At 28.1% G+C, this 21,057-nt stretch carries 20 protein-coding genes and 1 other annotated feature; of the genes, 16 read left to right on the top strand and 4 right to left on the bottom strand.

The genetic code is table 11. From position 1 onward, the window contains the following. Nucleotides 1-103 precede the first annotated feature (103 nt). From ARA56_RS07090 to ARA56_RS07075, 4 genes are all read left to right on the top strand, one after another. Complete coding sequence (locus tag ARA56_RS07090; protein WP_055265169.1) at nt 104-1,192, top strand: hypothetical protein; 1,089 nt, start codon at nt 104-106, stop codon at nt 1,190-1,192. A gap of 101 nt (nt 1,193-1,293) precedes the next feature. After that, a complete protein-coding gene (gene mnmL / locus ARA56_RS07085; RefSeq protein ID WP_055265167.1) occupies nt 1,294-2,226 on the top strand; it encodes a tRNA modification radical SAM protein MnmL/YtqA in 933 nt (310 codons plus the stop codon). Nucleotides 2,227-2,353: 127 nt separating this feature from the next. After that, the gene (locus ARA56_RS07080) at nt 2,354-2,887 is read left to right on the top strand and encodes an RNA polymerase sigma factor (protein WP_055265238.1); all 534 of its coding nucleotides are present in this window, start codon (nt 2,354-2,356) and stop codon (nt 2,885-2,887) included. Beyond that, a complete protein-coding gene (locus tag ARA56_RS07075; RefSeq protein ID WP_055265165.1) occupies nt 2,880-3,533 on the top strand; it encodes a hypothetical protein in 654 nt (217 codons plus the stop codon). Before ARA56_RS07080 ends, ARA56_RS07075 begins: the two co-directional genes overlap by 8 nt. A gap of 135 nt (nt 3,534-3,668) precedes the next feature. Here ARA56_RS07075 and ARA56_RS07070 read toward each other — a convergent pair whose 3' ends face one another. Further along, complete coding sequence (locus ARA56_RS07070; protein ID WP_055265163.1) at nt 3,669-4,844, bottom strand: class I SAM-dependent rRNA methyltransferase; 1,176 nt, start codon at nt 4,842-4,844, stop codon at nt 3,669-3,671. Nucleotides 4,845-5,237: 393 nt separating this feature from the next. On the opposite strand from ARA56_RS07070, the gene ARA56_RS07065 reads away from it, so the two are divergent. The 10 genes from ARA56_RS07065 to ARA56_RS07020 all read left to right on the top strand — a co-directional run bounded on the left by ARA56_RS07065 (nt 5,238) and on the right by ARA56_RS07020 (nt 15,471). Next, nucleotides 5,238-7,253: an ABC transporter substrate-binding protein gene (locus ARA56_RS07065; RefSeq protein ID WP_055265161.1), complete on the top strand. Its 2,016-nt coding sequence runs from the start codon at nt 5,238-5,240 to the stop codon at nt 7,251-7,253. A gap of 285 nt (nt 7,254-7,538) precedes the next feature. Then, nucleotides 7,539-8,507, top strand: a complete 969-nt coding sequence (locus ARA56_RS07060; protein ID WP_055265158.1) for an ABC transporter permease — start codon at nt 7,539-7,541, stop codon at nt 8,505-8,507. A gap of 11 nt (nt 8,508-8,518) precedes the next feature. Beyond that, complete coding sequence (locus ARA56_RS07055) at nt 8,519-9,535, top strand: ABC transporter permease (protein WP_055265156.1); 1,017 nt, start codon at nt 8,519-8,521, stop codon at nt 9,533-9,535. Nucleotides 9,536-9,686: 151 nt separating this feature from the next. Continuing rightward, complete coding sequence (locus tag ARA56_RS07050) at nt 9,687-10,682, top strand: ABC transporter ATP-binding protein (RefSeq protein ID WP_341380325.1); 996 nt, start codon at nt 9,687-9,689, stop codon at nt 10,680-10,682. A gap of 14 nt (nt 10,683-10,696) precedes the next feature. Then, complete coding sequence (locus tag ARA56_RS07045) at nt 10,697-11,671, top strand: ABC transporter ATP-binding protein (protein WP_055265154.1); 975 nt, start codon at nt 10,697-10,699, stop codon at nt 11,669-11,671. 124 nt (nt 11,672-11,795) lie between these two features. Further along, a complete protein-coding gene (locus ARA56_RS07040) occupies nt 11,796-12,047 on the top strand; it encodes a GIY-YIG nuclease family protein (RefSeq protein WP_055265152.1) in 252 nt (83 codons plus the stop codon). A gap of 352 nt (nt 12,048-12,399) precedes the next feature. Beyond that, entirely contained in the window at nt 12,400-12,747 is a 348-nt protein-coding gene (locus ARA56_RS07035) for a PepSY domain-containing protein (RefSeq protein WP_055265150.1), read from the top strand. A gap of 34 nt (nt 12,748-12,781) precedes the next feature. After that, nucleotides 12,782-13,450, top strand: a complete 669-nt coding sequence (locus tag ARA56_RS07030; RefSeq protein WP_055265148.1) for a response regulator transcription factor — start codon at nt 12,782-12,784, stop codon at nt 13,448-13,450. Nucleotides 13,451-13,452: 2 nt separating this feature from the next. Continuing rightward, complete coding sequence (locus ARA56_RS07025) at nt 13,453-14,820, top strand: sensor histidine kinase (RefSeq protein ID WP_055265146.1); 1,368 nt, start codon at nt 13,453-13,455, stop codon at nt 14,818-14,820. Between the two features lie 30 nt (nt 14,821-14,850). After that, nucleotides 14,851-15,471, top strand: coding sequence for a PepSY domain-containing protein (locus ARA56_RS07020; protein WP_055265144.1), 621 nt, complete (start codon nt 14,851-14,853; stop codon nt 15,469-15,471). 263 nt (nt 15,472-15,734) lie between these two features. Here the strand turns inward: ARA56_RS07020 and ARA56_RS07015 are convergent, their stop codons facing one another. Then, the gene (locus tag ARA56_RS07015; protein ID WP_041081648.1) at nt 15,735-15,836 is read right to left on the bottom strand and encodes a putative holin-like toxin; all 102 of its coding nucleotides are present in this window, start codon (nt 15,834-15,836) and stop codon (nt 15,735-15,737) included. A gap of 245 nt (nt 15,837-16,081) precedes the next feature. Between ARA56_RS07015 and ARA56_RS07010 the strand changes: the two genes are divergently transcribed. After that, on the top strand, nt 16,082-17,011 hold the full coding sequence (locus tag ARA56_RS07010; RefSeq protein ID WP_055265142.1) for a MerR family transcriptional regulator: 930 nt from the start codon (nt 16,082-16,084) through the stop codon (nt 17,009-17,011). Between the two features lie 163 nt (nt 17,012-17,174). Here the strand turns inward: ARA56_RS07010 and ARA56_RS07005 are convergent, their stop codons facing one another. Next, nucleotides 17,175-17,828: an HD domain-containing protein gene (locus ARA56_RS07005; RefSeq protein ID WP_055265140.1), complete on the bottom strand. Its 654-nt coding sequence runs from the start codon at nt 17,826-17,828 to the stop codon at nt 17,175-17,177. A 113-nt stretch (nt 17,829-17,941) separates the two neighbouring features. Between ARA56_RS07005 and ARA56_RS07000 the strand changes: the two genes are divergently transcribed. Next, nucleotides 17,942-19,864: an ABC-F family ATP-binding cassette domain-containing protein gene (locus ARA56_RS07000; protein WP_055265138.1), complete on the top strand. Its 1,923-nt coding sequence runs from the start codon at nt 17,942-17,944 to the stop codon at nt 19,862-19,864. Nucleotides 19,865-20,180: 316 nt separating this feature from the next. On the opposite strand, the gene ARA56_RS06995 is transcribed toward ARA56_RS07000, so the two are convergent. Next, nucleotides 20,181-20,402 carry a (2Fe-2S)-binding protein gene (locus ARA56_RS06995; RefSeq protein ID WP_055265136.1) on the bottom strand — a complete coding sequence of 74 codons (222 nt, stop codon included), beginning with the start codon at nt 20,400-20,402 and terminating at the stop codon, nt 20,181-20,183. Nucleotides 20,403-20,655: 253 nt separating this feature from the next. Then, nucleotides 20,656-20,902, top strand: a binding site (T-box leader). Nucleotides 20,903-21,057: the final 155 nt, after the last annotated feature.

Genomic DNA, 21,057 nt, shown 5'->3' with positions numbered 1-21,057 from the left:
ACATTAGTTTTATTCTTTATTTATGAATAAGAGAGAATTTTATAGAAAAAATAAAATTATATAACTAGTTTTAGAAAGAATAATATTAAAGGTGGTTATCAAATTGAAAATAAATAAATCACTAATTGTAATTATAATGCTAACAATATCAATTTTAACTGGATGTTCTAAAGTAGAAGATAAAGATGATGTAGCTATTAACTTATTTGATATGCAAAAAGCAAATAATATAGTAAAAGATTATTTGAATAATGTTATTTCAGGAAATTTTGATGCTGCAAATAATTTGCTTTCAGAAGAGTTAGTAAGTTCTAATAAAAACACAGGAGAAGGCATTTCAAAAATTATTTCTTTTAAATCTGATGAATCTATAGAAGGTAGTAATTATGCGTATTTTATTTATAATATAGTAAGAAGTTCAGATGTTGAACCTAAAAGCGATTTAGAGAATATTACTTTTAAAATAAAAAAACAACATAACGAATATAAGATTGATGAAATAAAATCTAAATCAGAAAAAGAAATTTATACAAAGGGTAATGGGTTACGTGTAATAGGAGAAGAAGGTGGCAAGAGTAGTTTAATTATTAGTTTAAGCAATTTACCTAAAGATACATACTTAAAAGATAATAAGATAATGCTTTACAAAGATATAGTTCCTAAGCAGTCATTTGGAAAGGTTTGTTTAAGTTTTACAGGAAAAAGAATTGCAATAACAACAACCGATAATAAAGATTCATATATATGTATAGCGTACATAGATGAAGCATTAATGACTAGTGCTCAACCAGGAAATGAAGGTGGTAATTCAGGAGCAAGTTTAGGTACTGAAAATATTGATGTATTAGAGGACGCTTTAGAAAAACCTATTGCACAAAAGTTAGTTACTATAGATTTATTGAAGGATAGCGAAGTAACAAAATTTGTTTTTTCAGAAGAAGAGGATATCTTACAAGTAAACTATAACAATAAGTATAATAAAGAAAGAGTTAGACTATATAAAAGCGATAATGGAGAATTAATTCAAACTGAGTTAGATACTATGTTCCCAGAAGAAAAATATAATATTTCTAATGGAAAGTTTGAAGAAGATGTTTTTAAATTTAAAGTAACGACTTCTGAAGGACAACAAGAAGCTCTAAGTGGGGAATATATTTTAGATTTAGAAAACTTGGAAATTAATAAGTTGTAATTAATAGATGAGTGTTTTAAAATAGTTAATAATAAAATTAATTAAAAGGGAATCAGTATTTAGCTGATTTCCTTTTAATATCATTAAAATAGGAGTTATATATGAGAAAAGAATGGAATGGTAAGAGATATCATAGCTTAAATTATTTCCTAAGAAATAAATTTAATGAGAAAATATATAAAATATCATTAGACGGTGGATTTACTTGTCCTAATAGAGATGGGAAAGTAGCTAAGGGAGGATGTACATTCTGTAGTGCTAGAGGTTCAGGTGACTATGCTGGTAGTAGAATATTATCTATTAATGAACAGTTTGCTGATAGAAAAAAGATGATGGAGAAAAAGTGGAAAGATGGAAAGTATATTGCTTACTTTCAAGCCTATACTAATACTTATGCTCCAGTAGAAGAGTTACGTCAAAAGTATGAAGAAGCAATAAGCCAAGAAAATGTAGTAGCATTATCTATAGCAACAAGACCTGACTGTTTAGATGATGATGTAGTAGATTTACTTGAAGAGATAAGTAAGAAAACATATCTTTGGGTAGAGCTTGGGCTTCAAACTGTTAATGATGAAAGTGCAAGAAACTTTAATAGAGGATATGATTTTGAAGTTTTTAAAGAAGGAATAAAGAAACTTCAGGATAGAAATATCGAAGTTGTAGTACATACTATTTTTGGATTACCAGGTGAGACTAAAGAAGACATGCTAAAGACTGTTGATTATGTAGCTCATTCAGGAGCTCAAGGAATAAAGTTCCATTTACTTCATTTAATGAAAGGAACACAAATGGTTAAACAATATGAGAGCGGAGAATTACAATTATTAAGTCAAGAAGACTATATTGATTTAATATGTAAAGGAATAGCTATGTTACCACAAGAAATGGTCGTACATAGACTAACAGGAGATGCTCCAAGAGAAAGTTTAATTGGACCAATGTGGAGTTTAAAGAAGTGGGAAGTTTTAAATTCTATAGATAAAGCATTAGAAGATAATGATATTTATCAAGGGAAAAATTATATAGAAAAGTAAGAATGTTTTATTTTTACAAATAAAGAGTGCATAGCACTCTTTTTTAATTTAAAATAACATTTAAGGGAACAAATTAAAGATGTTAAAAGTCTAATTTTTGAAGGGAGCGGATTATGTGGAAGCTTCAATGGAGACTCAGAATAATAAAGTTGTGAGCATAGAAGTAAGAAGAGCAAAAAATGGTGATAAAGATGCTTTTTGTAATCTAATCAGAATAAATAAAATGTCAATGTATAGAGTAGCAAAATCTATATTAAGTAAAGAAGAAGATGTGGAAGATGCTGTTTCTGAAGCAATACTAAAAGCATATAAAAATATAAAATCCTTAAAAGATGAGAGTTTATTTAAGACTTGGCTTATAAGAATAGTAATAAATGAAAGCAATACTATTTATAAAAAGAGAAGTAAAGAGATAAGTGTTGAAAATGAACATTTTATTAATGTACAAGTTAATGATAAATATAAGGATTTAACATTGTATAATGCTATAAATTCATTGGATGAGGACTTGAGAACTACAACTATATTATTTTATTTTGAAGATATGAAATATAAAGATATAGCAAATGCTTTAGGGATAAAAGAAGGTACAGTAAAGTCGAGATTATCGAGAGCGAAAGAGAAGTTATATAATATTTTAAGGGAGGATCTTCATGGATAAGTTTGATGAGTTTTTAAAGAAAAAAACTGAAGATGAAAATAATGAATTCACTTTACCAGAATCTTTTAATCTCAAAATAGAAGAAACTTTAAAGTGTTTAGAAGATAATAAAAAAGAAAAGTGGTATAAGAATAGAAAAATAATATCTATGGTAGCTTGTTTTGCGTTAGTATTTTTTGTTGGATTAAGATATACAGTATTTAATGGTAGTTTAACAATAAATGAGAGTACTACTATGGATATGCAATCAGATAGTGTTCAAAGGAGTAGTATACCTGAACCAGAAATATCAAATTATAGTTTAGAAAATAGTGAAGATTTTATTATTAATCAAAATGAGGTAAAAGAATTAACTATTAAGTCACTATCTGGGGAGGCAAAATTTAAATTTGTTAATAAAGAAGAAGATATTAATAATATTATAGAGTCAATTAATAAATTATATAAATTTGAAGTAATTGACCAAGGAATATCAGAGTGGGATTTTTTAATACAAACAACTGGAGAGGTTAATCATACTATAGAAGTTAAAGGAAATTTAATAAATATAGATAATAGATGTTACGAGTCAAATGAAGATATTTCAGAAATTATAAGAAATATTTATGATAATTTAAATTACGAAGAAAAAAATATAAAATATTGAAATGTTACTTATTAACATAGATAACTTTAATTAATAAGTAAGAATTAAAAATTAATGATTAATGATGAAATTAGTTTATAAAAAAATGAAGCCAGCTTTGCTGGCTTTATTTTTTAATTATTTATGCTTAATTGATTAAACTACTTGGAAGATGAAGAATTTTAAGTAGTATGATTCATCTGAATTCCAAAGGATTGGATGATCTGAACTTTGAGTTCTTACCTCTATTTGTCTTAAAGTTCTTCTAGCATCGTGAGCAGCTTCTAGAACTGTCTTTTTAAGTTGTTCTTCACTCATATAGTGAGAGCAAGAGCATGTAGCGAAGTATCCACCTGGTTTAACCATTTTTAGTCCTCTAAGGTTAATCTCCTTATAACCTCTTATTGCAGCATTAACTGTATTTCTAGATTTAGTGAAGGCTGGGGGATCTAAGATAACAACATCAAATTGTCTTCCTTCTCTTGACCAATCACCAAGAACATCAAAAGCATTATGACATTCAAATTTAACTGTATCTTGAAGATTATTAAGTTCAGCATTTCTTCTTGCACAATCTATAGCATGTTGAGATACGTCGATTCCTAAAACTGATTTTGCTCCTGCGATACCTGCGTTTAATGCAAATGAACCAGTATGAGTGAAGCAGTCTAAAACATCTCTGCCTTTACAAATTCTATGCATAGCAGCTCTGTTCTCTTTCTGATCAAGGAAGAAACCAGTTTTTTGACCATTTTCTAAATCAACTATGTACTTAACTCCATTTTCAATTATTTCAACATTAGTATCAAAAGGTTCAGTTAAGAAGCCTTTTGTTTGCTCTAAACCTTCTATCTCTCTAGTTTTAATGTCACTTCTTTCGTATACGCCTTTAGCGCCATACTCTTCAACTAAAATCTTAACTATAATATCTCTATATTTATCCATACCTAAAGTTGAGATTTGAATTACATAATAATCTCCAAATTTATCAACTGTTAATCCTGGTAAGAAATCAGCTTCTCCGAAAATAAATCTACAAGAAGATGTATCTATTACAGTTTTTCTATAATCCCAAGCAGCTGCAAATCTTCTCTTAAAGAACTCTTCGTCGATTTCTTCATTTATATCTCTTGTCATTATTCTTATAGTTATTTTACTCTTATCATTTATGTAGCCTTTTCCAATGAAATAATTTTTGTGGTTATAAACTTCAACTATATCACCATTTTCGTAATCACCATCATATTCATTTATCTCATCTATATATATCCAAGGACGGCCTTGTTCAGCCTTTTTATTTTTACCTTGATGTAAATAGAACTTACTATTCATTTGTAAACATCTCCTTTAAGAAATAAGTCTTATAAGATTATAACATAACTGTTAATAAATAAATAATTAAAAGTAATGTAAATTAATATAAAGTTACAAAAAACATCATAATAAATCAAAATGCAATTAAAACATAGAAATTAATAATAAATTAGAAAAAAACAATCTATTTAATTATTAGAAAAATATTAAAATCACGATTGACTTAATAAAATGATTATGGTAGAATTTTACCAATACATCAATATGTAATAAATTGTAATGTTAGTAAAAATGTTATAAAATTATTATATAATACTATAAAAGATTATAATTGCTATAATATAGAAAATATGTTATGGAAAATTATATAAAATATATAAATTGTAAGAATTAAAAAGGGGGTAAAACAATATGAAAAGAAGATTACTTGCAGCATTATTATCAGCTACTATGCTTTTATCAGTAGCAGGCTGTGGTAATAAAGCAACAGACAATAATGGGGACAGCAGCAACGGTGGCAATAGCAGTAACAATACATTAGTTATTGGTACTCAATCATTTAATGGGGTATTTAATCCATTCTTCTATAATACAGCTTATGATGCTCAAGCGTTTGAAACAATTTTCACTAGTGTTTGTGAAACTAATGAAAACAACGAATTAGTAGAAAAAGGTGGAAGCATTACAAGTGAAGAAGTTAAAGCTGAAGATGGAAGCGTTCAAACACTTTACACTATCAAATTAAAAGAAGGAATGACATTCCATGATGGTGAACCGGTAACTATTGATGACTTAATATTCGCTTACTATGTATATGCAGATCCAACATATGATGGTATGGCTTCATTCGTTAACTCATTAGATATAGTTGGTATGAAAGAGTACTACTATGATGATGCTAACTATTCATCAAAAGTAGCAGAAATAGAAGCGAAGGCTGAAGAAACAGCTGGAACTGAAGATGGATTTATTCAATACTTAGTTGAATCAAACTGTGAAGGATGGTACGCAGGAGATCCAAATGGAGATGTAGGAGATGGAAGAACTTTCGTTCAATACTTAACTGATGAAGGATATGATGCTGCAAGCGTTGCATCAAACAGCGATGAGTTCTTAAAGTTATTAGCTAAATGTGAATATGAAAAATATGCAGATGGATACGATGCAGTTACTTGGTGGACAAGCAAGTTATCTGAAGATTATATAAATGAAGGACTTGCAGATGGTATTGATGTAGAAACAATAACAGGTATAGAAAAAGTTGATGATTTAACTTGTACTGTATTAGTTAACGGAATCAATATAAGTGGGGACCGTCAATTAGCTTTACAACCTTTAACTCCAGAACATTACTATGGGGAAGGATTTACTAAAGGTGATTTATCAGGAGTAAAATCTAAGAATGATGCTCCAATGGGTTCAGGTCCATTCAAATGGGTAGGATATAATAACAACGTTGTATCTGTTACAAGATTTGATGATTACTTCTTAGGTACTCCTAAGATAGAAAATATAAAGTATCAAGTAGTTGATGAGGAACAAAAAGTAAATGCTGTTATATCTGGAGATATCGATATAACTGATCCAAGTGCTTCTTTAGAAATAATGGAAGAATTAGAAGCTAACGAAATAGCATACTCTTTAATTGGTTACCCTGGATACGGATATATAGCTATATCTGCAAAGAGAGTTCCAGACTTAAAGGTTCGTGAAGGATTAATGCATTTAATGACAAGAGAACAAGCTATTGCTACTTACTACGGTGAATTAGCAGAAGTTATTGAAAGACCAATGACTCCAACACTAGCTGAATATCCAACAGATGCAAAAGAATACTGGGGATATGATAAAGAAAAAGCTTTAGAGTGCTTTAAAGAAGCTGGATATGAACAAGTAAATGGAAAACTAGTTAAGGATGGAAAACAACTTTCTGTTGAAGTTGGTATCGGTAGTGCTTCATCACATCCATCTACACCAATCTTAACTCAAATGAAAGCTGATATGGAAGAATTAGGAGCAGAACTTATTATTAGTGACCTTGACTTCTCAATATTAACTAATCGTCAACAAAATGATGATATAGATATGTGGGTTATGGCTTGGGGTAATTCAACTGACTGTGACTTAACTCAAATATTCGGAAGTGAATTCACAAAAGCTGGTGGTTCTAATAGAACTTGGGTACAAGATCCAGAAATAGATGCTTTATTAAAGCAAGTAATGCAAACACTTGACCTTGAAGAAAGAAAAGAATTAGTTGCAAAAGAGTTAGATAAGATCATGAGCTGGGCTACTTATATGCCAGTTTATCAACGTAAAAACTTATGGATCTACAACCCTGACACAGTTAATGTGGATACAATTCCAGAAAATACTTCAACTTACTATAACTATGTAAATGAAATTCACTTATTAGAATTAAATTAGTTTTATAGTATTTAGTCATGAGGATGTTTTAAGTAAGCATCCTCATATTTTACTACATATGGCTTACAATAAATAAATTAAATTTAAGTTATCTAGTGTATAAATGATGAGATATAAATTTAATTAATGTATGTAATAGGTATTAAATACTATATATAAATTAACTACATTAAATACTTTAAATGTAATTTATTTATTACCAAATAATATAATTGTAAAATTTGTTAATGTGTAGTTAATATTTTGTATTTGTAATAATTTTAGTATTAACGAAAGAGGTGTATTATGAAGCAATATATTATACGTCGTGTATTAATTAGTATTGGGGTTCTTTTTGGTGTATCCTTTTTAATTTATGGGATATTACGTTTAATGCCAGGAGACTTTGTTGAGCAGATGACTTCAGGTAACCCAACTATAACTGCTGAACAAAAAGAATTATTAAGAGAATCATATGGTTTAAATGGAACAGTTGTTGAAGGATATGTAAGCTGGATTAAAAATGCTTTAAAAGGTGATTTTGGTACATCATTCCTTTTCCAAAAACCTGTTACTGAAGTAATTTCAAGCAGAATGTGGACATCATTTTCATTAGCAGCTATTGCTTTTGTCCTGCAGCTCTGTATAGCAATTCCCCTGGGAATATTTGCATCAACAAGACAATATACAAAAACAGATTACCTTATAGTTTTCCTTGCTTTAGCAGGTATATCATTACCAAGTTTCTTCTTGGCTGCTGTACTTCAAAGAACTTTTTCAATGGGGTTAGGATGGCTTCCATTATCAGGTATGGTTACCGCTAGAGAAAACTTTACAGGATTTAGATTAACTTTAGATATAGGATATCATTTTATTCTGCCTATTACAGTATTCGTTATAACTGGTGTAGGTAGTTGGTTAAGATACGTTAGAACTAATATGTTAGAAGTTTTAAATGCAGATTATATAAGAACTGCACGTGCTAAGGGATTATCAGAAAGAAAAGTAATTGGTAAACATGGATTTAGAAATACCTTAATTCCGATAGTTACATTCATTGGAGGAACAATACCTAGTCTTTTTGCTGGTGCTATTATATCAGAAGGAATATTCTCTATTCCTGGATTAGGAAAAGCAGCCCTTGATGCAGTAAATAATAAGGATTTACCTTTCTTAATGGGATATTTAATGTTTATGGCTGTACTTACATTACTTGGAACACTTATTTCTGATATTTTATATGCAGTAGTTGATCCGAGAATTAGATATAATTAGGAGGGATTTTGATGTTAACTTCAGAAGAAATTAAGAACACGACACAAGCTAATCAAGAAGAGCAAGATAATTTCGAACAAAATCAAATAATTCTAACTCCAGGTCAATTAATAATGAAAAGATTTTTTAGAAATAAGCTAGCTATTTTAGGATTATGTATTATTTTAGCAATATCACTTTTCTCATTTATAGGACCTATATTCTCACCTTATGGAGAGTATGAAATATTTTATATAAACCAAACAACTGGTGAAGAAATAAGAATGACAGAAACAGAGAAGATTAAAGAAAAGAACGTAGGGGTTAATGTTAAGGCTCCTATGTCAGCAGCACATCCATTAGGTACTGATGCTGATGGACGTGACGTATTAACAAGACTTATGTATGGTGGAAGAATATCGTTAATATTCAGTATTGTCGTAACAATAATTGAAATGGCGTTAGGAGTAACATTAGGAGGAATAGCTGGATATTATGGTGGAAAAATAGATATGATAATCATGAGATTAGTAGATATATTCTATTGTATACCATTTTTCCCACTTATGCTTGTTACAGCATCGCTAATGTCTGCCTTCGGAGTTAAACCACAAATGAAGATTTATTTCTTAATGCTGATAATGGGTGTGTTTAACTGGTCAGGTGTTGCGAGAATGGTTCGTGGACAAATATTATCTATTCGTGAGATGGATTATATGCAGGCAGCAGAAGCTTGTGGGCTTAGTGCAACACGTAAAATATTTAAGCATTTAATACCAAATGTAACTCCAGTAATCATTGTAATGGCTACCATGGATCTTGGAGGATTCATTTTATCAGAATCTGCATTAAGTTTCTTAGGAGTAGGACTAGCCTTCCCATATGCTTCATTAGGTAACATGGTTAACGCAGTTAACAGTTCTATAATAATGAAGAATTACTTAAATATTTGGTTACCACCAGGATTATTAATTCTATTCATTGTTATGGCATTCAATTTTATCGGGGATGGTCTACGTGATGCATTCGATCCAAAGATGAAGAGGTAGGTGACAAGAAGTGGAAATGAAAAGCAAGGCTTATAAAAAAGAGCAAAAAGCAAGACTAAAAGAAATAAAGAAATTTAATTCAAAAATGTATAAGAAGTATAATAAAGAGAAGAAACTAAAAAACGTTCCTGAATCTCATTATACAACTAATATGAGTAATGAAAATAATATATTAGAGTTTCATAATTTACAAACTCACTTCTTCACTGATTCTGGAACTGTAAAAGCTGTTGATGGAGTATCTTTTAGTATTCCTAAAGGAGCAACAGTAGGGATTGTAGGAGAATCAGGCTGTGGTAAATCAGTAACAAGTCTTTCTATAATGAGATTATTACAAGGACCACAAGGACAAATCGTTGGTGGAGAAATAAGATTTAATAATAAAAATACAGGAAAAGCTGTAGATATTACTAAGCTTCCTTTGAGTGAAATGCAAAAGCTTCGTGGAAATGAAATATCAATGATTTTCCAAGAGCCTATGACAAGCTTAAACCCAGTGTTTACAATAGGAGATCAATTAGCAGAACCTCTTATATTACATGAACCAAAACTTAAAAAGGATGATGTAGAAAAGAAGGTAATAGATTTATTAAAATTAGTAGGAATAGCTAACCCAGAAGGTATAGTTAAGAGATATCCTCACGAATTAAGTGGTGGTATGAAGCAAAGAATTGTAATTGCAATGGCATTATCTTGTAACCCACAATTAATTATTGCTGATGAACCTACTACAGCACTTGATGTTACAATTCAAGCACAAATATTAGATTTACTTAGAGATTTAAAAGATAAAATAAATGCATCTATAATGCTTATTACTCATGACCTTGGTGTTGTAGCAAGTATGTGTGATTACGTTGTTGTTATGTATGCAGGTAGAGTAATAGAACAAGGAACAGTGCATGAAATATTTAAAGACCCTAAGCATCCATATACAATTGGATTAATAAAATCTTTACCAAGTATGAATACAGGAAGTGATAAATTATATTCTATTCCAGGTAATGTTCCAAATCCAATTAATATGCCAAATCACTGCTATTTTAAGAATCGTTGTGATCAATGTATGGATAAATGTTTTGGAGATTATCCTCCTATTAAAGACGTAACAAAAACACATAAAGTAAGCTGTCATCTTTATAAGTAACAAAGGAGGTAATTATGAGTAGCGAAAATATTTTAGAGGTTAAAAATTTAAAGAAGCATTTTCCTATAAAAGCTGGTGTATTCCAACATGTTGTTGGACATGTTAAATCAGTTGATGGAGTGTCTTTTGAAATAAAAAGAGGACAAACTTTTGGACTAGTTGGTGAATCAGGTTGTGGTAAGACTACAATAGGTCGTACAATTTTAAGATTAACTGAGCCTACAGAGGGAGAAGCAATATTAAATGGAAAAGATATATTTAAGATGTCTAAGAGAGATCTTCAAAAAATAAGACCAGAGCTTCAAATTATATTCCAAGACCCATACTCATCATTAGATCCTCGTATGCCTGTTGGAGAAATTATAGGTGAGGCAGTTAGAGCTCATGGGATAGTTCCAAAAGAAAAATATAGAGAATATATATTACAAATCATGGATGATTGTGGTTTAAGACCGTATCATATAGACCGTTATCCTCATGAATTCTCAGGTGGACAACGTCAACGTATTTGTATTGCTCGTGCTTTAGCTCTTAATCCAAGTTTAATTATTGCTGACGAACCAGTAAGTGCACTAGATGTATCTATCCAAGCACAAATAATAAATTTAATGAAAGAGCTTCAAGCTAAGAGAGGAATCTCTTACCTGTTTATATCACATGATTTATCAGTAATAAAATATATTTCTGATGTAATAGGTGTAATGTACTTAGGAAATTTAGTTGAAATGGCATCTAAGGATGAATTATTTGATAATCCAATGCATCCATATACTAAAGCATTACTAAGTGCTGTTCCAGTACCAGATCCAGATGTTAAAATGGATAGAACGATATTAGAAGGGGATCTTCCATCTCCAGCCAATCCACCAGTTGGATGTAAGTTTAATACACGTTGTCCAGAATGTATGGAGATATGTACTAAGGAAGCACCAGAATTAAAAATTATGAAAAACGGACATAAAATAGCTTGCCATTTGTATAATAAATAATAGTAATAAAATATACTATTAGAAAAAGCCACAGAGAAAATCTGTGGCTTTTTTCTTTATTTTAAATAGAAATGAGAAAAGCTATAATATATTTATAGAAAGAATTATGGATAGGTAAGTTAATATGAATTATGTTTATATATTAAGATGTAATGATGACAGTTTATATACGGGATGGACAAACAATCTAGAAAAAAGGTTAAAAGCACATTCAAGTGGAAAAGGGGCAAAGTATACAAAAGCAAGACTTCCTGTAGATATTGTTTATTATGAAGAGTTTGAAGATAAGATAGATGCAATGAAAAGAGAATATGAGATAAAGCAGTTAAAGAGAAAAGAGAAGTTAGAATTAATTAATAGAAAAATTGATGTGTGAATGTCAGCGATTAGAAATTAAATCTTAGAATAAAGAGAAGTGAATATTAAAAATAGTAGTATTAATAAATAAGTTATAGAAATAGTAGAATCTTTTTATATGAAAAGACTACTATTTTTTTTGAAATTTTTAATAAATATAATGGAGAAACTTAAAATTTGAGTTTTGTTAGTTGAATTTATATTTTTATTACTAGAAAAAGAAATTACACTTAATATTAATAATTACAGTTGGTGTATATTTTGTGTAAAAAGATTAAAAAATTTTAATTTTACTCTAATTTTGTCTTCATGAAAGATATTAGCTTGTATTATATAATTCAATTACAGATTAGCAAGAAGGAGAAGATAATATGAATAAATATTTAGAAACAATAAGAGATAAAATAAAAACAAATAAAAGAAAATTAATAAAAAGAGCATCAATAGTAGTAGCCATAATAGCTGGATTAGGTATTGCAGCATTTGCAACTGTTTATAGTATAGCAAAATCTAATATTAATTATACAGTTGAAGAAGCAAAAGCAATAGTACTTCAATCAGTTCAAGGAGAAATAGTAAGAGTTAATAAAAGATTAGATTTAGATACTTTTAGTTTTGAATATGAATTTAAAATAAAAGATAAAAATAATATGCTGATAAAGGCTGATGTAAATTCTAGCCTAGGTGTTATTACAGATTTAGATAGCTATTATGATTAAAATTCAAATATGAATTAAATAAGGAGCAATCACTGTGAAAAACATATTAATTGTTGAAGATGAAGCAAATATTTCTGACTTTGTAAAAGGAGAATTAGAATATGAAGGATATAATGTTTGCATTAAAGAAGATGGTAGAGAAGGTTTGGAAGAAGCTTTAAAAAACGAATATGATCTTATAATATTAGACGTTATGTTACCTTCTATGAATGGTTTTGAAATATGTAGAAGATTAAAGAGAGAAAAACAGTCCACGGTAATAATGCTCAGTGCAAAGGATAGTGTAATGGATAAGGTTAATGGTCTTCAAATAGGAGCGGATGATTACATAGCAAAACCATTTGCAATAGAAGAATTACTTGCACGTATTGAAGTAGTATTTAGAAGGCAAGATAATTCAAATAATTACATAATAAAATTTAAGGACATCACAATTAATAAAAGTTCAAGAATTGTTAAAAAAGATGGTAATGAGATAAATTTAACTAATAAAGAGTATGAATTATTAATGATATTGCTAGATAACAAGGATAAGGTGGTTACTAGAGAAGAACTATTAGAAAAAATATGGGGATATGGATATGAACCAGAAACTAATGTTATAGATGTATATATCAGATATTTAAGGTCAAAGTTAAATAATGAGAATAAGGAACAATATATACAAACAGTTAGATCAGTTGGTTATATTATGAGGAGCTAATAATGAAAACTAAAAAGGTACCTATATTTTTAGAATTTATGAAAAAATCATTTTTTATAATTGGTTTAATTTTATTTATATATACAATTGGTCAACTAATTGCATTTGGTATGTTTACAGATGAATATGAAAGAGATTTATTAAAAGATAGGTATAAAGAGATAGTTAGTTTATCTCAAGATATAAACGTACAAATATCAGAAAATAGTTTTTATCAATACTTACAACATTTAGCAAATGATGATGAATATATTAGGATTTATTCATCAAACAAAATATACTATGAATCTCTATCTGAAGTATGGGAAAATATTAAATTTGATTATTTAAATAAAGATATTTCAATTAAACCTAGATTTTTTGATTCTGATATATATATGGTACTAACAGCCCCAATAAATATAGCAGGGTCCGAATATACATTACAGATAGCTAGAGAAAATGAGATGTTGAAGGATTTTACTGAAAACTCTTTTCCAATTTTAATTTTTACATTAATTTTAGGATTGATTTTAAGTGGTATAGGAGCTATTTACGTTTCAAAGAATTTTATAAATAGACTTAGAAGGCTTACAACAACTATGAATGAAATAAAGGAAAATGGTATCAATAAAAGAGCTGAGATTTCAGGACTAAATGATGAGATTGATAAAGTAAATATTGTTTTTAACTCAATGATGGATGAATTAGAAGAAGCATTTCATGAGCAAAGTAGATTTGTGTCAGATGCATCACATGAATTAAAAACACCGCTGACAGCACTTCATGGACACTTAAGTATGCTTAAAAGATGGGGAAAGAATGATAAAGATCGTTTAGAGAAATCATTGGATATATGTTTAAAAGAAGTTGAAAGATTAAAAAAATTAGTAAATGATATGTTATTACTATCTAAAGCAGAAAAATCAGAAATAAACTTAGATAAATTAGAAGAAATTAATCCGATAATAGTAGTTGATGAGGTTATAGAAGAATATAGAGTTTTAAAGCCAAATGTAAAATATATCGTTAATACTGATGAAGATATAAATATGAAAATTGACCCAAATGATTTAAAACAATTATTAATTATATTTATTGATAATTCTATAAAATATAACAATAAGGATAATATAGAAATTGAAATAACATTAAAAAAAGAAGCTAGTAAATTAAAATTAGAAGTTAAGGATAATGGGATTGGAATTCCAGAGAATGAAATTAATAATGTAATGAAGAGATTCTACAAGATTGATAAATCTAGAGTAAATAATAATTCTTTTGGAATTGGATTATCCATTGCAAATAGAATAGCAAATAATTATAATGCTAAAATTCAAATAGATAGTGAATTAGATAAATATACAAGAATAAGTGTATATTTCAAGTGATATAAATTATATTTAACAAAAGGAGAAAAAATGAAAAAATTAAGTTTAGCAGCGATTATAGTAACAGTTAGTATTAGCTTAATAGGATGTACAAATTCAGGTGTAGCAAATAACGGTAATGGGAATAACACTGAATCTAGTATACAAGATAGCAGTGAAAGTAGTAAACAAAATAATAATGTAAATAATACAGGTGATATTTCATTAGATAAAGCAAAAGAAATAGCGTTATCACATGCAGGATTAAGTAGTGATCAAGTAACATTTGTTCAAGCAAACAAGGATTTTGATGATGGAATTCAAAAATACGACATAGAGTTTTATTGTAATGGTAAAGAATATGATTATGAAATTAACGCATATAATGGACAAATTATACAATATGATTATGATATGGAGTATGATTATATTCAAAACAATAATAATCAAAGCAATGTAAATAACATAGCTAAGATTTCAGTAGAAGAAGCAAAACAAATTGTATTATCACATGCAGGTTTAACAAGTAATCAAGTTACTTTCAAAAGGACAGAATTAGATTTTGATTATGGGATTCAAAAATATGAAGTAGAATTTTATTATAATAATAGAGAATATAGTTATGAAGTAGATGCTAATACTGGAGATATATTGGCTTATGAGCAGGATTAGCGTATACTAAGAAAGAAGTGCTACTCTTAAATAGGGGAGCACTTTTTTGCCACAACATATTTTTATAAAGATATTATTATTAAATATATTTAAGTTTATTTTTTATAAAAATTTGATATAATATAAATAAGAAGTTCAGAAAATAAAAAAGTAGAGTGCGTCAACACTCTACTAAATATACAATTCTAGTTGCTTAGGCAACTGGTATCACTATGTTTTTATTAGATAAAAAATAGTAGCTTTCCAATTGCGAGATGGGGCTACTATTTTTTTGAGATTTTTTCTATAAGTAACACTATAAATGTTAATAATGCTATTAAGAATATACCTGCTGTAAATAGTAACATTAAATCATCGTTACTCATTAGTATCACCTCCTTTCACAAGAAAGGTGAGTGATACCAGTAGCCCACATTCAACTTTTAAATTGTACTTTAGAATTATACCATAATTATGTAGAAAACAAACAGAAGAATAAAATGGTAAAACTATTAGTACTTGCAATAGTTACTGAGAACCGTATCCAAAGAATATGAAAATTTAAAAGTAATAAATTGTTATTGACTGATACCTAGGGCATTAGATTAACATCTAAATTAGAGGTGGTTATATGTTAATAAATGAAGTATGTAAATTAACAGGCTTAACAAAGAAAGCAATTGAATATTATGAAAAACAAGGATTAATAAAGCCTATAAAGAGCGATAATGGATATAGAAATTATTCACAAGAGGATATAGCTTTATTAAATGAAATATCCTTGTATAGAAAATTAGATATAAGCATTAAAGATATTAAGGTAATAATAAAGAGTAGAGATAAGAAAGATATAATTAATAACATTATTAAAGATAAACAAAATAAAGAAATTCAAATAAAAATGCAAAAGAGATATTTAGAAGAAATAATAGAAAATAACTTCGATAGAATTTCAATAAAACAATTAAATGATGAGATTATTGAAAGTGAAAAAAATAATGGAGAATTTATTAAGAGAGAGTTGATTAGAGCTTTTCCTGATGGAATGGGAAAATATTTAGCATATCATTTTGCACCATACTTAAATGAACCTATAGATACTCCTGATAAATATGAAGCATGGATTAATATTGTTGAATTTTTAGATAATGTTCCTGAAATAAAAATACCTAGATTTATTCAAATTGGATATGAGAATATAAGTGATGAAATAGCAAAGAAAATAAATGATGATACAAGAAATGAAATAAACAATATGCTAAATGCAGAAGGCGAAGAATTAGAAAAGTATAAGCAAAAATTATTGGATAATATAGAAAAACAAAATGATAAATCATTATTAAAAGTTATGAATCCTTTTTATAAGTTTAAAAAGCAACTTAATGAATTTTTTAATAGCAGTGGATACTATGATATATTTTTACCTAACATGAAAATATTAAGTAGTGAGTATAAAGAGTATCATGATAAACTTACAAAGTTAAATGATAAGCTATCTAAGGAATTAGGGATTAAATATGATGAAAATATGAGAGTAATAATATCTAAAGATAATGATTAATAGTGTAAGAATAATATATAATTAAAATAGATGTGAAAAGTAGCTTTAGTTATTTATAGCGATTAACTAAGGCTACTTTTAATGTTTTTTATATAAGTTTTAATAGTAATTTGCTATTATGAATATTATTAACTATAATAACTGCACCAATTATTGCCTAATATTATTTCCCAGGAAAATTCCACTCAGAATAAAACTCATCTAAAAAGCTTTCCATAAATTCATGTCTTTTTTTAGCTATTTCTTTAGCTGTTTTTGTATTCATTAGGTCTTTTAGCTTTAATAGTTTTTCGTAAAAATGATTTACAGTATGATTTTCTAGGTTTTTAACTTGTTCTAAACTTTCAAAGTTGATTGGAGCTACAGATGGGTCATAAATAGGTCTTCTTTTACTACCACCATAAGCAAAAGTTCTAGCTATTCCAATAGCACCAATGGCATCTAGTCTATCAGCATCTTGAACGACCTTACCTTCAATAGAAATTTGAGTAGAATCTACTACACCACCTTTAAAGGACATAGTTTTAATAATAGATATAATTTTATTTATATCATCTTTAGATACATCTATAGAATTTAAAAAGTTTTCTGTAACAGTAGTATTAGTTTCAGTACCATCTGAAAATTTCCAATCATCAATATCATGTAATAATGCAGTCATTTCGACTATAAAAAGGTCAGCATTTTCCTTTTCACCAATAAATTTAGCTAAATTATAAACTCTTTCTATATGAAACCAATCATGGCCACTACATTTACCGTATAGCTTTTCTTTTACGAAGTCTTTAGTATTCTTTATCATTTTATTTTTATCCATAAATGACTCCTTTGATTTTTATTTAGTATTATTTTATTATACATAACATTTAATAAAGCTAGTAGTTATATTATAATAAGAACATAAGATTCGAAAATGAAGAGGATGATTTTATGAATTTAATTACATTAGAAAATATAAGTAAAAGTTATTCGGAAAAAATATTAGTAGATAATATATCATTAGGAATAAATGAAGGCGAAAAAATAGGTATCATAGGAGTGAATGGTACTGGGAAATCAACATTTTTAAAAATAATTGCAGGTGTTGAAGAGCCAGATTCAGGAACTGTAACTAAAGGAAATAGAGTAAGAATAGAATATCTTTCACAAAGTCCTAACTATGATGAAAATGCAACAGTTATAGAGCAAGTATTTAGAGGAAACTCTGAAGAAATGAGTTTATTAAGAGATTATGAAGAAGTATTAGAAGAAATAAGTAAAAATCCTTCTAATGAAGATTTAAATAATAAGTTAATAAAGCTTCAAGGAAAAATAGATGCTTTAAATCTTTGGGGACTAGAAAGTGAAGCAAAGGTAGTATTAACTAAGCTTGGAATAAATGATTTTGAAGCAAAGGTAAGTACTCTTTCTGGGGGACAAAAGAAGAGAGTAATGCTTGCTTCTGCATTAATAACTCCATGTGAATTATTAATACTAGATGAGCCTACTAACCATCTAGATAATGAAACTATAAACTGGTTAGAAGAATATTTAAATAGCAGAAAAGGTGCTTTATTAATGATAACTCACGATAGATATTTCTTAGATAGAGTTACAAACAGAATTTTAGAATTGGACCAAGGAAGACTGTTTAGCTATGAAGGTAATTACTCTGTTTTCTTGGAAAAGAAGATGGAGAGAATGGAAATTGAGCAAGCATCAGAAGAAAAGAGACAAAACCTTATAAGAAAAGAGCTTGCGTGGGTTAGAAGAGGTGCAAAGGCTAGAACAACTAAACAAAAAGCAAGATTAGATAGATTTGATGAACTTGTTAATCGAAAGGTATATGAACAATCTGAAAATGTTGAAATATCAGTTATGGGAAGTAGACTTGGTAAGAAGATAATTGAAATTGAAAATATATCTAAGAGCTTTGGCGATAAGCAGTTAATAAAAGATTTTAGCTATATTGTGACTAGACAAGATAGAATAGGTATAGTTGGTGAAAATGGTGTAGGTAAATCTACATTAATTAAAATGTTAGAAGAGAAATTAAAACCTGATAGTGGAGAAATCGTAAAAGGGGAAACAGTTAGAATAGCTTGCTTCTCTCAAGATGATGAGCACATGAATCCAGATATGAGAGCTATTGAGTATATAAAAGAAGTAGCAGAGTATTTACAAACAGCTACAGGAGAAAGAATAACTGCATCTCAAATGTGTGAAAAGTTCTTATTTGATGGAACTTTACAATGGACTCCAATTGGAAAGTTATCAGGTGGAGAAAGAAGAAGACTTCATCTTTTAAGAGTTCTTATGGATTCCCCTAATGTACTTTTATTAGATGAGCCTACTAACGATTTAGATATAGAAACTCTTAAGAGATTAGAAGATTATCTTGATGACTTCGGTGGAGTAGTTATAACTGTATCCCATGATAGATATTTCTTAGATAGAATATGTAATAAAATTTTTGCTTATGAAGGTAATGGTAATATAAGAATATACACAGGAAACTATAGCGATTACCTATTAACTAAAGAATATGAGGAAGCTATAAATAAACAAGAAAAAGCTTCAGAGAAGCCTAAAGATTTATCTGAGAAAAAAGAAAGAGTAAAAGAGAAAAAGTTAAAATTTACTTATAAAGAAGAAAGAGAATTTGAAACTATTGATGAAGATATAGAAAACTTAGAAAATAAAATATCTGAAATAGATATATTAATGGAAAAAAACTCTAGAGATTTTGGAAAACTTCAAGAATTGATGAAGGAAAAAGAAGAGGTTGAAGCTGAATTAGAACATAAATATGAAAGATGGGAATATTTAAATGATTTAGCTCAAAAAATAGAAGAACAGAAAAATAATAAGTAGTGAAAAATACTACCAATATATATTTAGTAGATGTACACTTACAGTGTAACTTCAAGTAACCAAATTAAAATTTGGACTTTTAGTCAAGTTTGTATGAGTGAATCGAAAACTTAGACTTCACTTATGTATAATTAAAAGAAAAAATCACATACTATTAATGTAGCAAGGATGGGTAAAGATAACTCAATACCTATGCTACTGTAGATGAACTAGTAATATTTTATATTGCTAGTTCATTTTAGTTGCAAAAAAATATCCTACAATATAAATTATAGGATATTCTACATATTTGGGGATATGTATATTAAAGTTAATGTTAATTACTATTTAAATGATCGTTTATTAAAGTTTGAATTTTATCTTTGCATCTAAAGCCTTTGCAGCCACCAGTACAAGCACCAGTTACTTTTACAACATCATCAACAGTATGAGCTCCTTTAGCTATTACGTCTTTAATTGTTGCTCTAGAAATAGCTTTACATACACAAACCTTAGTTATCTTATCAAGAATCTCTTGATTTAAATTATTGTTTTCCATAGTGTATCCACTCCTAAATATTAAGAACCATCTTATTAGAGAACTAATATAATAATCTATGATTTAATTATAATAATAGAAAAAACAAAAGTCAATATTAATTAATAATGATTATTAATGCAAACTTTATACTAAGTATGCTATTATTATTCGTCTTTTGATAGTAAAGTATTTTATTAAAACTAATATTATAAAATAAAACAGTTTTTGGATGTAATTGACAATGAACTTTTCATAATATATAATAGAACCGTTAAAAACTATGATTAGGAAAAGTATTTAAGTTTTTTCTTTAAGAGAGTGATTGGTTGGTGTGAAATCATAGAAATGCTTTAAGAAAATCACCTATGAGTTGGAGGCTGAAAGTTTGACAATTAAGCTATCCCGTAATCCTGCGTTAAAGGATAGGATATGATAGTATCTGAAGATATGGCTCGTTTTATATATAATGTGAGCTTAATAACCATAGGTGGTATAGCGAATAACACTTCGTCCTTTTGGATGGAGTTTTTTTATTATATAAAAATTATATATATTTAATTTAAGTAATTTTTCTTATTTAAAGGTTGATACTAAAGATGTTGATACTAAGGATAATGTAAAAATATTTATTATTTCAATTTAAAGCAAAATAAGTAATTACATTAAGAGAAGG

It is taken from the genome of Clostridium disporicum, assembly GCF_001405015.1.
Taxonomy (GTDB): domain Bacteria; phylum Bacillota; class Clostridia; order Clostridiales; family Clostridiaceae; genus Clostridium; species Clostridium disporicum_B.
This window is presented reverse-complemented; position numbering and strand designations above follow the sequence as displayed.

Bases quoted from the DNA above. Each gene is read 5' to 3' on its own strand.
- mnmL (WP_055265167.1), top strand. From the start codon at position 1,294: ATGAGAAAAGAATGGAATGGTAAGAGATATCATAGCTTAAATTATTTC.
- ARA56_RS07080 (WP_055265238.1), top strand. From the start codon at position 2,354: ATGGAGACTCAGAATAATAAAGTTGTGAGCATAGAAGTAAGAAGAGCA.
- ARA56_RS07075 (WP_055265165.1), top strand. From the start codon at position 2,880: ATGGATAAGTTTGATGAGTTTTTAAAGAAAAAAACTGAAGATGAAAAT.
- ARA56_RS07070 (WP_055265163.1), bottom strand. From the start codon at position 4,844: ATGAATAGTAAGTTCTATTTACATCAAGGTAAAAATAAAAAGGCTGAA.
- ARA56_RS07065 (WP_055265161.1), top strand. From the start codon at position 5,238: ATGAAAAGAAGATTACTTGCAGCATTATTATCAGCTACTATGCTTTTA.
- ARA56_RS07060 (WP_055265158.1), top strand. From the start codon at position 7,539: ATGAAGCAATATATTATACGTCGTGTATTAATTAGTATTGGGGTTCTT.
- ARA56_RS07055 (WP_055265156.1), top strand. From the start codon at position 8,519: ATGTTAACTTCAGAAGAAATTAAGAACACGACACAAGCTAATCAAGAA.
- ARA56_RS07050 (WP_341380325.1), top strand. From the start codon at position 9,687: ATGAGTAATGAAAATAATATATTAGAGTTTCATAATTTACAAACTCAC.
- ARA56_RS07045 (WP_055265154.1), top strand. From the start codon at position 10,697: ATGAGTAGCGAAAATATTTTAGAGGTTAAAAATTTAAAGAAGCATTTT.
- ARA56_RS07040 (WP_055265152.1), top strand. From the start codon at position 11,796: ATGAATTATGTTTATATATTAAGATGTAATGATGACAGTTTATATACG.
- ARA56_RS07035 (WP_055265150.1), top strand. From the start codon at position 12,400: ATGAATAAATATTTAGAAACAATAAGAGATAAAATAAAAACAAATAAA.
- ARA56_RS07025 (WP_055265146.1), top strand. From the start codon at position 13,453: ATGAAAACTAAAAAGGTACCTATATTTTTAGAATTTATGAAAAAATCA.
- ARA56_RS07020 (WP_055265144.1), top strand. From the start codon at position 14,851: ATGAAAAAATTAAGTTTAGCAGCGATTATAGTAACAGTTAGTATTAGC.
- ARA56_RS07015 (WP_041081648.1), bottom strand. From the start codon at position 15,836: ATGAGTAACGATGATTTAATGTTACTATTTACAGCAGGTATATTCTTA.
- ARA56_RS07010 (WP_055265142.1), top strand. From the start codon at position 16,082: ATGTTAATAAATGAAGTATGTAAATTAACAGGCTTAACAAAGAAAGCA.
- ARA56_RS07005 (WP_055265140.1), bottom strand. From the start codon at position 17,828: ATGGATAAAAATAAAATGATAAAGAATACTAAAGACTTCGTAAAAGAA.
- ARA56_RS07000 (WP_055265138.1), top strand. From the start codon at position 17,942: ATGAATTTAATTACATTAGAAAATATAAGTAAAAGTTATTCGGAAAAA.
- ARA56_RS06995 (WP_055265136.1), bottom strand. From the start codon at position 20,402: ATGGAAAACAATAATTTAAATCAAGAGATTCTTGATAAGATAACTAAG.